At 66.1% G+C, this 12,861-nt stretch carries 12 protein-coding genes; 8 read left to right on the top strand and 4 right to left on the bottom strand.

Annotation, left to right across the window (positions count from 1 at the left end; all coding sequences use genetic code 11):
* Positions 1-10 precede the first annotated feature (10 nt).
* Together HYG77_RS02460 and HYG77_RS02455 are read right to left on the bottom strand one after the other, a co-directional pair.
* Complete coding sequence (locus tag HYG77_RS02460; protein WP_208961767.1) at positions 11-949, bottom strand: DoxX family protein; 939 nt, start codon at positions 947-949, stop codon at positions 11-13.
* 125 nt (positions 950-1,074) lie between these two features.
* On the bottom strand, positions 1,075-1,764 hold the full coding sequence (locus tag HYG77_RS02455; protein WP_208961766.1) for an MBL fold metallo-hydrolase: 690 nt from the start codon (positions 1,762-1,764) through the stop codon (positions 1,075-1,077).
* A gap of 152 nt (positions 1,765-1,916) precedes the next feature.
* Here HYG77_RS02455 and uvrA point away from each other — a divergent pair, with 152 nt between their 5' ends.
* Positions 1,917-4,937, top strand: coding sequence for an excinuclease ABC subunit UvrA (gene uvrA / locus HYG77_RS02450; protein WP_208961765.1), 3,021 nt, complete (start codon positions 1,917-1,919; stop codon positions 4,935-4,937).
* A gap of 6 nt (positions 4,938-4,943) precedes the next feature.
* Here the strand turns inward: uvrA and HYG77_RS02445 are convergent, their stop codons facing one another.
* The gene (locus tag HYG77_RS02445; protein WP_208961764.1) at positions 4,944-5,678 is read right to left on the bottom strand and encodes an alpha/beta hydrolase; all 735 of its coding nucleotides are present in this window, start codon (positions 5,676-5,678) and stop codon (positions 4,944-4,946) included.
* 12 nt (positions 5,679-5,690) lie between these two features.
* Positions 5,691-6,077, bottom strand: a complete 387-nt coding sequence (locus HYG77_RS02440; RefSeq protein ID WP_230990166.1) for a DUF1844 domain-containing protein — start codon at positions 6,075-6,077, stop codon at positions 5,691-5,693.
* A 374-nt stretch (positions 6,078-6,451) separates the two neighbouring features.
* Here HYG77_RS02440 and infC point away from each other — a divergent pair, with 374 nt between their 5' ends.
* The 7 genes from infC (at position 6,452) to HYG77_RS02405 (ending at position 12,806) form a co-directional block, all read left to right on the top strand.
* On the top strand, positions 6,452-7,093 hold the full coding sequence (infC, locus tag HYG77_RS02435; protein ID WP_109329423.1) for a translation initiation factor IF-3: 642 nt from the start codon (positions 6,452-6,454) through the stop codon (positions 7,091-7,093).
* Between the two features lie 61 nt (positions 7,094-7,154).
* Positions 7,155-7,349, top strand: a complete 195-nt coding sequence (gene rpmI, locus HYG77_RS02430; RefSeq protein WP_109329424.1) for a 50S ribosomal protein L35 — start codon at positions 7,155-7,157, stop codon at positions 7,347-7,349.
* A 64-nt stretch (positions 7,350-7,413) separates the two neighbouring features.
* Positions 7,414-7,803, top strand: coding sequence for a 50S ribosomal protein L20 (rplT, locus tag HYG77_RS02425; RefSeq protein WP_005247385.1), 390 nt, complete (start codon positions 7,414-7,416; stop codon positions 7,801-7,803).
* Positions 7,804-7,841: 38 nt separating this feature from the next.
* Positions 7,842-8,651 carry an RNA methyltransferase gene (locus tag HYG77_RS02420; RefSeq protein WP_109329425.1) on the top strand — a complete coding sequence of 270 codons (810 nt, stop codon included), beginning with the start codon at positions 7,842-7,844 and terminating at the stop codon, positions 8,649-8,651.
* A 92-nt stretch (positions 8,652-8,743) separates the two neighbouring features.
* Entirely contained in the window at positions 8,744-9,814 is a 1,071-nt protein-coding gene (pheS, locus tag HYG77_RS02415; RefSeq protein WP_109335054.1) for a phenylalanine--tRNA ligase subunit alpha, read from the top strand.
* A gap of 62 nt (positions 9,815-9,876) precedes the next feature.
* The gene (gene pheT, locus HYG77_RS02410; protein ID WP_208961763.1) at positions 9,877-12,363 is read left to right on the top strand and encodes a phenylalanine--tRNA ligase subunit beta; all 2,487 of its coding nucleotides are present in this window, start codon (positions 9,877-9,879) and stop codon (positions 12,361-12,363) included.
* A gap of 44 nt (positions 12,364-12,407) precedes the next feature.
* On the top strand, positions 12,408-12,806 hold the full coding sequence (locus HYG77_RS02405; protein ID WP_109329427.1) for a hypothetical protein: 399 nt from the start codon (positions 12,408-12,410) through the stop codon (positions 12,804-12,806).
* Positions 12,807-12,861: the final 55 nt, after the last annotated feature.

Raw genomic sequence — 12,861 nt, 5'->3', positions numbered from 1 at the left:
CAGCATGACGTCAGTGCGTCAGATCGATCTTCTTGGCGCGCGCCTTCTCCAACGCGAGCTCCGCCTTCTCGCGGGCGATTTCGGCCTGCTTACGGGCGATTTCCGCCTGCTTGCGGGCGGCCTTGCCCGCAACCTCGCTCCGTTCTGCGGCCACCGTTGCCAAGTCGGCACCCTTCTCCCGAGCGAGTTCGGCCAGCACAGGGCCGCGGTCCTTGGCGACATCCACCAACTCCGCGCCGCGGTCCTTGGCGACGTCGACCAACTCCGCGCCGCGGTCCTTGGCGACGTCGACCCACTCCGCGCCGCGGTCCGCCGCGACCTTCGCGATGGGCGTCACACGTTCCTTGGCGATCTCCAGCAGGCCGGAACCGCGCTCCGCGGCTTCACCGGAAAGCACCCTGGCCCGCTCCGCCGCCGCGGCCAGAGCTTCGGCGATCTCAGGTCCGTGATGATCGTCGCTCGATCCGAGTGGAAGCGCAGCCGCCACACTGGCCTGGGCTGCCCGTGCGGCGCGGCGCCCACGCCACCCCAGCGACGGCTTGCCTTCCGTGTCGACTGCGGCGATCAGCAGACCACCGAGCAAACTGACATTCTTGAGGAACTGGGTGCGCTGGGCAGCTTTCGCGGCGGGATCGGTCTCGTTCCAGAAGGCGTGGCCCGCCACCGTCGTGGGAATAAGGCTTCCGGCCAGCGCCAGGGACGCGAGACGAGGCGCCTTGCCCGTGGCCAGCAGAACACCACCGCCGATCTGCACGGCTGCGTTGATCTTGATCAGCGTCTCCGGGTCGGACGGGATCTTCTGCGTGACGGACTCAGGAAGCGTTTCGGTCGACTTGTCGATCAGCGGTCCTGCGGCCTGGGCCCTCGGTGCCGGATTTCGGAGTGCATCGATCCCTCCGCTGATGAACACGGCCGACAGCAGTGGGCGAGCGATACGACGGACAAGCATTCCTAGCCTCCCAATCATCGAGTTTCTCCCGTCTCACACTAACGAGAGTTCGAGGCAGCCGTCCCGAGTACGACAGTCTTGTACTTCCGACCGGCTGCCCCTTCCCCAGTACCCAGTCGGGCGGTTCACCAACCGCGGTCGCGCCACTCGCCGAGGTGCGGACGCTCGGTACCGAGGGTCGTGTCGTCGCCGTGACCGGGGTAGACGACGGTGTCGTCGGGATAGCGAACGAACAACTTCTGCTCCACATCGTTCAGCAACGACGCGAACATATCCGCATCAGCGGTTTTGCCGACTCCGCCGGGGAAGAGTGAGTCGCCGGTGAACAGGTGAGTGCGTCCGTTGCCCGCCTCCGCGAACGCCAGTGCGATCGAACCGGGGGTGTGACCCGCGAGGTGGATCACGTCGAAGGTGACCTCACCGACGGTCAGGGTGTCGCCGTCGTCGAGGAGACGGTCGGGCCGGACCGGCAGTGCTTCCGCATCGAGGGGATGCGCGGCCGTGGGTACTCCGGTCGCGGCGGTGACCGCTTCGAGGGCGAGCCAGTGGTCACCGTGCTGGTGGGTCGTCACGATCAGTTCGAGGGATGGTGCGTGTTCGCGGATCAACTGTTCGAGCCGTTCGGCCTCGTTGGCGGCGTCGATCAGGACTGATTTTCCGGTCGCGGAACAGACGACCAGGTACACGTTGTTGTCCATGGGGCCGACGGACATCTTCGTGATCGTGGCTCCGGGAACGGTCCGGCGTCGAGGCGCCGAGCCGGGGGAGACGTGGCCGGTATACGAGTCTTCTATCACCATGGGCTGCTCGGTCATGGTGGGGAGGCTACCGTCGAATACAGGCAGGTGAGTGGCAGGCGGCCATCCGTCCGGCAGAAACGTGTCGGTGGCCGCGCTTACCATGACACGGCTGGAGGACCCGACGAACGCGCAGCGTCCTCGGCCGTCGAACAATGAAGGGAATTGGAGTGGCGGATCGCCTTATCGTGCGGGGTGCCCGTGAGCACAATCTGCGAGGGGTCGATCTCGATCTACCCCGCGACAGCCTGATCGTGTTCACCGGCTTGTCGGGCTCAGGTAAGTCGAGCCTGGCGTTCGACACGATCTTCGCCGAGGGTCAGCGACGCTATGTCGAGTCGCTGTCGGCATACGCACGCCAGTTCCTCGGTCAGATGGACAAGCCGGACGTCGACTTCATCGAGGGCTTGTCGCCCGCGGTGTCCATCGACCAGAAGTCGACCAACCGGAACCCGCGTTCCACCGTGGGCACGATCACCGAGGTCTACGACTACCTTCGACTCCTCTACGCGCGGGCAGGCACGGCTCACTGCCCGGTGTGTGGTGAGCAGATCGCCCGGCAGACGCCGCAGCAGATCGTCGACCAGGTGCTCGACATGGAAGAGGGCATCCGCTTTCAGGTACTCGCTCCGGTGGTCCGCACCCGCAAAGGTGAGTTCGTCGACCTCTTCGATCAACTGAACGTCCAGGGTTATTCGCGTGTGCGGGTAGACGGCGTGGTGTATCCGCTCACCGATCCTCCGAAGCTGAAGAAGCAGGAGAAGCACGATATCGAGGTGGTCGTCGACCGTCTCACCGTCAAGGCCAGTTCCAAGCAGCGCCTCACGGATTCCGTCGAGACGGCACTGCGGCTCGCCGAAGGCATCGTGGTGCTCGACTTCGTCGATCGCGAAGAAAATGCCGCCGATCGTGAACGCCGTTTCTCGGAGAAGCTCGCATGCCCCAACGGCCATGCCCTGTCCATCGACGACCTCGAGCCGCGTTCCTTCTCGTTCAACTCCCCGTACGGTGCCTGCCCGGAATGCACCGGTCTCGGCATCCGCAAGGAAGTCGACCCCGACCTTGTCGTGCCGGACCCCGAGTTGTCTCTCGAGGACGGTGCCATCGCACCCTGGTCGATGGGGCAGAGTTCCGAGTACTTCGGACGGCTGTTGTCCGGCTTGGGAGACATCCTCGGCTTCGATATGAAGACGCCGTGGAACAAGCTTCCGGCGAAGGCGCGCCGAGCCATCCTCGAGGGTAGCGAGGAGCAGGTGCACGTCCGGTACAAGAACCGGTACGGGCGTACCCGTTCGTACTACGCCGAGTTCGAAGGGGTCATGCCCTTCCTGCACCGCCGCCTCGACCAGACCGAGTCGGATCAGATGAAGGAGCGGTACGACGGCTATATGCGCGACACACCGTGTCCCGCGTGTGCCGGCGCACGTCTGCGTCCGGAAATTCTCTCCGTCACCATTGCGAGCGAGAAGTTCGGCAAGAAGTCGATCGCTGAAGTGTGTGAGCTGTCGATCTCCGATTGTGCCGATTTCCTCAACAGCCTCACATTGGGCAGTCGCGAGGAAGCAATTGCCGGTCAGGTGCTGAAGGAAGTTCAGGCCCGTCTCGGATTCCTCCTCGACGTCGGACTCGAATACCTGTCCCTCGCGCGGGCCGCAGGCACGCTGTCCGGTGGTGAAGCGCAGCGCATCCGGCTCGCCACGCAGATCGGCTCCGGCCTGGTGGGTGTGCTGTACGTGCTGGACGAGCCGTCCATCGGCCTGCATCAGCGCGACAACCGTCGACTCATCGAGACCCTTACGCGTCTGCGGGACCTCGGTAACACTCTCATCGTGGTCGAGCACGACGAGGACACCATCCGGACCTCGGACTGGGTCGTCGACATCGGCCCGCTCGCCGGTGAACACGGAGGCAAGGTCGTACACAGTGGCCCGTACGAGGAACTGCTCGAGTGCGAGGAGTCGCTGACCGGCGCCTACCTGTCGGGCCGCAGCCACATAGAGGTTCCGGCCATTCGGCGTCCCGTGGACCGCAAACGCCAGGTCACCGTCATCGGCGCGCGGGAACACAACCTCGGCGGTATCGATGTGAGCTTCCCGCTGGGTGTGCTCACGGCGGTCACCGGTGTCTCCGGCTCCGGCAAGTCGACACTCGTCAACGACATTCTTGCCACCGTCATGGCCAACAAACTCAACGGTGCGCGGCAGGTGCCCGGTCGTCACACCCGCATCAACGGGCTCGATCAGCTCGACAAGCTGGTGCAGGTGGACCAGTCGCCGATCGGACGCACACCGCGATCGAACGCGGCCACGTACACCGGCGTGTTCGACAAGATCCGCACTCTGTTCGCGTCCACGACCGAAGCGAAAGTGCGCGGATACCAGCCCGGCAGATTCTCGTTCAACGTCAAGGGCGGTCGGTGCGAGGCATGCTCCGGCGACGGCACACTGAAGATCGAAATGAACTTCCTGCCCGACGTCTACGTTCCGTGCGAGGTGTGCCACGGCGCGCGGTACAACCGGGAGACCCTCGAAGTGCACTACAAGGGCAAGACCATCGCAGAGGTGCTCGACATGCCCATCGAGGAAGCCGCGGACTTCTTCCAGCCGATCACCTCGATCCACCGCTACTTGAAGACGCTGGTGGAGGTCGGCCTCGGGTATGTGCGCCTCGGTCAGCCGGCACCCACGTTGTCCGGGGGTGAGGCCCAGCGCGTGAAGCTCGCCGCGGAACTGCAGAAGCGGTCGACGGGGCGCACGGTGTACATCCTCGACGAGCCCACGACTGGTCTGCACTTCGAGGACATCCGCAAGCTGCTCGGGGTCGTCAACGGGTTGGTCGACAAGGGCAACACCGTCATCGTCATCGAGCACAACCTCGACGTGATCAAGACGTCCGACTGGGTGGTCGACATGGGACCGGAAGGTGGATCCGGCGGGGGAACAGTGGTGGCCCAGGGCACCCCGGAAGAGGTGGCTCAGGTCCCCGAGAGCTACACCGGGAAGTTCCTCGACAGCGTTCTCGCGGTGACACCTGCGCAGAAGAAGAAGCCGGCCAGAGCGGGCAAGTCGGCGAAAGGTGCTTCGGCGAAATCCCCGGCCTCGCCGAAGGCCGGTTCCGCGAAAGCCACCACTGCGGTGAAGTCGGTGACGTCGCGGAAGCGGGCACCGAAGAACACCGCGGCAGTGGGCTGACGTCGACTATCGAGCGGCGGCCGCGTCGATCTCCTCGGCGAGGTCGGCCGGCCGAGACCACATCGGCCAGTGGCCGGTGGGAAGGTCGACGTAGTCGGCGTTCGTGATCCGGCCCAGTTCGGCGGCCATCGGGTGGCCCACGCCGGCGAGCTGCCGGATGGCCTCGGACGGGAAGCTGGTGCAGATCACTGTGGTGGGCACCTCCAGGCGGCGGCTGTTGCGCAGTGCGAACGGTGCCCTGGCGGGCCCTGCGGGTTCGGGCACGGCTCGACTGCGGAATGTCTCGAGCATGGCCTCGTCCAGTCCCTCCAGGCTGTTGCCCTCGGCTTCCAGCTCCGACCAGCCGGGCAGCGGAAACTCCGTGGCCGCCGGATCGAGGTCGTTCCGCAGGGCTGCGCCGTCCTGAAGAGGACCTGAGTCGACGTAGATGACTCGCGCCAGCGCGTCCGGAATGCGATCAGTCACGGCGTAGGCCACCGGCCCTGCACCGCTGTGGGCGACGAGGACTGCCCGCTCCGACGCTGGCGTGGCTGCGACCGCGCCGGCTACCGCGGAGATGTGATCATCGAGGCCTATGCGGCTGCGATCCGTATCGACCGAGTCGAGTCCTGGCAGTGTCACGGCCGTCACATGATGGCCGCGGTCCCGCAGGTCGGCCGCGACCGACTCCCAGGCCCACGCGCCGAGCCAGAAACCGGGAACAAGGACGATGTGCGCTTGCGTGGTAGCGGAAGTTGTCATCTGCCTCGCCACTCAGTACACCGGGCCGGTGTACTTCTCGCCGGGACCCTTGCCGGGTTCGTCGGGATGCGACGATGCCTCACGAAATGCGCGCTGCAGTGCCTGCAATCCCTCGCGGATGGGTCCGGCGTGCGGTCCGAGGTATTCGATCGAGGCAGTGACCAGGCCGGCGAGTGCGGTGATGACGCGCCGCGCCTCGTCGAGGTCGAGGTGCGGGCTGGACTCGGGGTCCGGATCCGACAGGCCGAGCTTTTCGGCCGCCGAACTCATCAGCATGACCGCCGCGCGGCTGATCACCTCGACTGCGGGCACTTCGGCCAGCTCACGCACTTCGGTATTCTGGTCCCCGTTGTCATTCAGGCCACCGCCGGTAAGGGCGTCGTCGGAGTTCTGCGTCATGCGGAAGAGCTTTCCATCTCGGCGTTCACCCGCAACGCGCCGGTGTCGATTAGCCGACGAGGTGCGCAAATGTTACCCTTGACCCAACGACCGCCTTCGGATTTTGTCGGGGGCAGCAAGTGGAGTCCGACTCCCACCTCTGCGCGGCAGTGAAACTGCAGTTCAGTGGTCCGGTCACCTGCTTCGAGGCGTGCCTCGATTCAGGTTCCTCACGCGAGGAGATGGTGGAGCGGCGCAAGCCGTGAGATTGTCTGATCGGTCGACATCGGGCCCCGCATGGTGAATTTTCACCGCAGCGGGGCTTTTTTGTTGGGAATCCGGGCGTACGGGCTGCTGGCGGTCTCGAGACCAGACCGTTCAACCTAGGAGGCCCCATCAGCACTGAGACCCGCATCAACGATCGCATCCGAGTTCCCGAGGTCCGCCTCGTCGGACCCGGAGGTGAACAGGTTGGCATCGTGCGTGTTGAAGATGCACTCCGCTTGGCCCTCGAGGCCGATCTCGACCTGGTCGAGGTGGCCCCCGACGCTCGCCCGCCGGTCTGCAAGATCATGGACTACGGCAAGTTCAAGTACGAGGCAGCGCAGAAGGCGCGTGAGTCGCGGAAGAACCAGCAGCTCACGGTCATCAAGGAGCAGAAGCTCCGTCCGAAGATCGACGATCACGACTACGAGACCAAGAAGCGGAATGTCGTTCGCTTCCTCGAAGCCGGGTCGAAGGTCAAGGTCACCATCATGTTCCGTGGACGTGAGCAGTCGCGGCCGGAACTCGGCTTCCGGTTGCTGCAGCGTCTCGGTGCAGACGTTGCCGATCTCGGGTTCGTCGAGACGTCCGCCAAGCAGGACGGCCGGAACATGACGATGGTGCTCGCTCCGCACAAGGGCGCGAAGACACGCGTCAAGGCACAGGAGAGCGCAGCAGCGCCTCCGGCTCAGCGTGCAGTTCCGGCGCCGGCCGAACAGGCGCCGTCGGAGCCGGCGGGCGGAAGTACGCCCGGCGAAGCGCCCACCAGCTAGTCCGACTCCACCAGCACGATCCGGATGTTCAGAGATCCGGAAACACAGAACTGAGGACTCCATGCCCAAGTCGAAGACCCACAGCGGCACCGCGAAGCGATTCAAGGTGTCCGGCACCGGAAAGATCCTGCGCCAGAAGGCCGGTCGCCGCCACTTGCTCGAGCACAAGCCCACCAAGGTGACTCGTCGCCTCGATGGCACGGCTGTCGTCAGCAAGGCTGACACCCCGCGCATCAAGCGCCTGCTCGACATCTGAGTCGACACCCCTTTTACTGACCACCCGGGGCAGCTAACCGCCCCAAGATTGACAGGATTTTTCAGTGGCACGCGTAAAGAGGGCGGTAAACGCCCAGAAGAAGCGTCGTTCGATTCTCGAAGCCTCCAGCGGCTACCGCGGACAGCGCTCACGTCTGTACCGCAAGGCCAAGGAACAGCAGCTCCACTCGCTGACCTACGCCTACCGTGACCGTCGTGCGCGCAAGGGCGACTTCCGCAAGCTGTGGATCACGCGTATCAACGCTGCTGCACGTGCGAACGACATCACGTACAACCGTCTGATCCAGGGTCTGCGTCTCGCGGAGATCGAGGTGGACCGCAAGAACCTGGCCGAGCTCGCCGTGTCGGACGCCGCTGCGTTCGCCGGTCTCGTGGCTCTCGCCAAGGCAGCGCTCCCGGCTGATGTGAACGCTCCGGCCGGAGAAGCAGCCTGAGTCTCGCACCCCGCAGTTCAGCAGACCGGAAACGACCCGTGGACCCGCTCACCGAGCGCACCCCGCGGGTCGTTTCTGCTGTGAAGCTCCTGCGCACGGCGGAACGGCGCAAGGCAGGGCGGTTCCTCGTGGAGGGGGAGAACGCGGTGGGGGAGGCGCTGGGTACCCGCGCCGTGCACGATCTCTTCTACACCGAGGGCGCGCTGCAGCGGTACGCCGAGTTGATCGGCCGGGCCGAAACCATCGGAGTTCGGACGTCGCTGGTGACGGACCGGGCGGTGCGTGGTCTCAGCGACACGGTCACTCCACCCGGACTGGTCGCCGTCTGTGACCTCCTCGACGTTCCGCTGCCGGAGGCGGTGGGTCCGGGGACGCGGCTACTTGCGGTCCCGGTCGCGGTGGCAGAACCGGGCAATGCAGGGACAGTTATCCGGGTAGCCGATGCGGTGGGTGCAGACGCTGCCATTCTGGCGGGCGACAGCGTCGACCCGCACAACGGGAAGTGCGTTCGCGCGTCCGCGGGCAGCTTGTTCCATCTTCCGCTGGTGCGTGAGCGGAATACGGCTCTTGTCCTGGACGCGATCAGCGCGGCAGGCATCCAATTGCTTGCCACCGCGGCGGACGGTGAAGTAGACCTCGACGACGCCGACGACCTGTTGTCGCGCCCGACGGCGTGGTTGTTCGGGAACGAGGCCCACGGCCTCGACGTGAACGTGGCGGCGAGGGCGGATCACCGGGTGCGCATCCCGATCCACGGCCGTGCCGAGAGCCTGAACCTGGCGACCGCGGCAGCAATCTGCCTGTACTCGAGTGCGCGGGTCCAGAACCGCACGCGAACCGACAGCTGAAACCGAAAATTTCGATCGCATAGGATTCTCCCGAGGAGCCGTTTCGGCTCGTCGAGAGTCTGCCGAGAAGAACTGAAGGAGTGGCACCGGTCGTGGCTAAAAAAGAGGGCGCTGCGTCACCCGAGGTCGATGCGAGTGCGCTCACCGAAGAGGCCTTGACTGCGGCAGTGGAAAACGCCGAGAAGGCATTCTCCGCCGCTGCGAACCTGGACGACCTCGCCAAGGCGAAAGTCGACCACATGGGTGACAAGTCGCCCATCGCCCTCGCTCGCCGTGGACTCGGAGCCCTTCCGGGCAAGGAGAAGGCCGACGCAGGGAAGCGCGTCAACGTCGCCCGCACCCGGATCAGCGTGGCCTTCGACGATCGGCGCGCCGTGCTGCTGGCCGAACGTGATGCCGCAGTGCTCGTCGCCGAGGCCATCGACGTCACGCTGCCGTCGCAGCGTCAGCCGGTAGGGGCCCGGCACCCGATCAGCATCATCTCCGAACAGGTCGCGGACGTGTTCGTGGGTATGGGCTGGGAGGTCGCCGAAGGCCCGGAAGTAGAAACCGAGCACTTCAACTTCGACGCGCTCAACTTCCTTCCCGACCACCCCGCGCGGACGATGCAGGACACGTTCCACATCGCCCCGGAGGGGTCGCGTCAGGTACTGCGCACGCATACGTCGCCGGTTCAGGTGCGCACGATGCTCTCCCGGGAACTTCCCATCTATGTGGTGTGCCCCGGACGCACCTTCCGCACCGACGAACTCGACGCCACACACACCCCTGTCTTCAATCAGGTAGAGGGCCTCGCCGTCGACAAGGGCCTCACGATGGCCCACTTGCGGGGCACGCTCGACGCCTTCGCCCGGGCGCTGTTCGGCTCGGACACCCGAACCCGGATGCGTCCCAACTACTTCCCTTTCACGGAACCCTCCGCGGAGGTGGACGTCTGGTTTCCGAACAAGAAGGGCGGCGCCGGTTGGGTCGAGTGGGGTGGCTGCGGGATGGTCAACCCGAACGTGTTGCGTGCCTGCGGGATCGACCCCGACGTGTACAGCGGGTTCGCGTTCGGTATGGGTCTCGAACGCACGCTGCAGTTCCGGAACGGCATCCCGGACATGCGCGACATCGTCGAGGGTGACGTGCGGTTCACGCTGCCCTTCGGCGTCCAGGGCTGAGCGCGATCGCGCCGCATCCGTCCACAGTCACGACATTTCACGAACGAGAGAGCTGAGTAGACGTGCGAGTAGCGCAATCCTGGCTGACCGAGATTCTGCAGCGTGCCACCCCGGGGTGGGGCGTCACCGCGGAGGAGTTGGACGCGGGCTTCGTCCGCGTCGGTCTCGAGGTGGAGGAGGTCGATCGCCTCGAGGCCGTCGACGGCCCGCTCGTCGTCGGCAAGGTTGTCGAGATCACCGAGCTCACCGAGTTCAAGAAGCCCATCCGCTTCTGCAAAGTCGACGTCGGTCGGCCGGAACCGCAGGGCATCGTGTGCGGTGCCCGTAACTTCGCGGAGGGCGATCTGGTGATCGTCGCACTTCCGGGCGCAGTGCTTCCGGGCGGCTTCGCGATTGCGTCCCGCAAGACGTACGGCCAGGTATCCGACGGAATGATCTGCTCGGTGGCCGAACTCGGCATCGGCAAGGACCACTCGGGAATTCTGGTACTCGAGCCGGGGGCCGCGGCTCCGGGTACCGACGCGAATGCTCTGCTGGGTCTGGACGACACCATCATCGAGCTGAACATCACGCCGGACCGTGGTTACTGCTTCTCGGTGCGCGGGCTGACCCGTGAACTCGCGTGTGGGTTCGATCTCGAGTACCTCGACCCTGCGGTGGTGCCTGCACATCCCGCCGAGGGCGAGGCATGGCCCGTGCGCGTCGACCCCGACACGCAGGCCACCCGGTTTGCCGCACGGCGGGTCACGGGTATCGATCCGGCGGCAGCCAGCCCGTGGTGGCTGCAGCGGCGCCTGCTGCTGTCGGGGGTCCGGCCTATTTCGCCGGCAGTCGACGTCACCAACTACGTGTTACTCGAGTTGGGTCAGCCACTGCATGCGTTCGATGCCGCAAAGATCAGCGGCGACCTCGTGGTGCGCCGAGCGGTGGACGGCGAGAAATTGACCACCCTGGACGAGGTCGAGCGGGTCCTCGACCCCGAGGACGTCGTGATCGCCGACGACTCCGGCGTCATCTCGCTCGCCGGTGTCATGGGTGGAGCGACCACCGAGGTCAACTCCGCGAGCACCGACATCCTCCTCGAAGCGGCCACCTGGAATCCGCTTGCGGTGTTCAAGACGGCACGCCGGCACAAGTTGTCCAGCGAGGCGAGCAAGAGATTCGAGCGCGTGGTCGACCCTCGGATCCCTGTGGCCGCCCTCGACCGCGCGGCGTCGTTACTGGTCGAGATCGCCGGCGGACGTATCGAGCCGGTCCTCACCGATGTCGGTGGGGTCACCGGCACAGCGCCGATCCGGATGGACATCGACCTGCCGGACCGCGTCGCCGGGGTGGCCTACCCGAACGGCACGGCGGCACGCCGGCTGACGCAGATCGGTTGCGACGTCGAAGTCGGCGTCAGCGACGGTGGGCACGGGCAGCTGGTGGCCACCCCACCGTCGTGGCGGCCCGACCTCGTCCAGCCCGCCGACCTCGTCGAGGAGGTACTGCGTCTCGAGGGGCTCGAGCAGATCCCGTCGGTGCTTCCCGCGGCGCCTGCCGGCCGCGGATTGACACCCGCCCAGCGTCGCAAGCGCGCCGTCGGCCGGGCGCTCGCCTTTTCCGGATACGTCGAGGTGCTTCCGCCGGTATTCCTTCCCGCTGCCGTCTTCGACTCGTGGGGACTGGACCCGGAAGATCCGCGCCGAAACACCGTCATGGTGCTCAACCCGCTCGAATCGGACCGCCCGGAGTTGGCGACGACCCTGTTGCCCGGGCTCCTCGAGGTTCTTGCTCGCAACGTCTCCCGCGGCCAGCGCGACCTGTCGCTTTTCGGCATCGCGCAGGTCGTATTGCCCGGTCCCGACACGAAGCCGGTCGGTGTTCTCCCGGTCGATCGCCGGCCGACGGACGACGAGATCGCCGAGTTGCTGCAGTCGCTGCCGGCGCAGCCAGTACACGTCGGCGCCGTGCTCACCGGGATGCGCGAACCGAGCGGACCCTGGGGTCCGGGTCGCCCCGCCGAAGCGAGTGATGCATTCGCTGCCGCTCGCGCAGTTGCGTCCGCAGCAGGAGTCGAACTCGAGTTCCGCGCGACGCAGTATCTGCCGTGGCACCCGGGACGCGGCGCGGAGTTGTTGCTCGACGGGGTCGTCGTCGGGCATGCCGGTGAGCTTCACCCCGCTGTCCTCGAGCGGGCAGGGTTGCCGCCGCGCACGGGCGCTGTCGAAATCGACCTCGACGCCCTTCCACTCGTGGAGAATCTCCCCGCCCCGAAGGTGTCGCCCTTCCCTGCTGTGCTGCAGGACGTCGCGGTCGTCGTCGATGTCACCGTGCCCGCGGCCACCGTGCAAGAGGCTCTGCGCTCGGGTGCCGGTGAACTTCTCGAGGATATCCGTCTCTTCGACGTCTTCGAGGGGGACCAGGTCGGGCCCGGACGGAAGTCGCTCGCCTTCGCGCTCCGGTTCCGCGGAGCGGACCGCACACTGACCGAGGACGAGGCGAGTGCGGCCCGCGACGCTGCGGTCGCGGCCGCCGCAGCCTCGGTGGGTGCCGAATTGCGCAGCTGACCCGTAGCCTGGGAACCACAGCGGGGGCGTGAGGAGCGGGACAGATGGCCGAAGTGCGCGACGTCGTAGCGGCGGCGAGTGAGCTGACCGACGCCGAGTTCCTCGCGGTGGTGCGGGCAGTCGCTGCCGGTCGCCCCGGTCTCGGGGCACTCCTCGCCGCCGTCGACGTCGGAAGCGCGGTCCCGACGGAAGACCCCGTCACCGCGGAGATCGTCCCGGACACCACTCCGCGGTTGCCCGAGCCCGACTACACCGCGGGGGGCGTCCCGACGTTCGATCGTGTGCGGGATCGGATCGAGGAGCGGGTCGGTACGGCGATCGGGTCGGAGGAGTTAGCGCACGAAAGCCCGTCCGGCCGATCGGTGGACGAACAGTGGGAAGCGCGGAAGAAAGCCGGCAAGGCCAAACTGGATGAGATCAGGCGGTCACTCGGCAAGCAGTGACCGATCACGGCTCGGGGTCACCCAGACGTGAATTAGCTTGCATGATGATGCATAA

The sequence above is a fragment of the Rhodococcus sp. ZPP genome, from assembly GCF_017656075.1.
In the GTDB taxonomy this organism is placed as follows: domain Bacteria; phylum Actinomycetota; class Actinomycetes; order Mycobacteriales; family Mycobacteriaceae; genus Rhodococcus_F; species Rhodococcus_F oxybenzonivorans.
The sequence above is the reverse complement of the archived record's forward strand: the minus strand, read 5'-3'. Positions and strand labels throughout refer to the sequence as shown.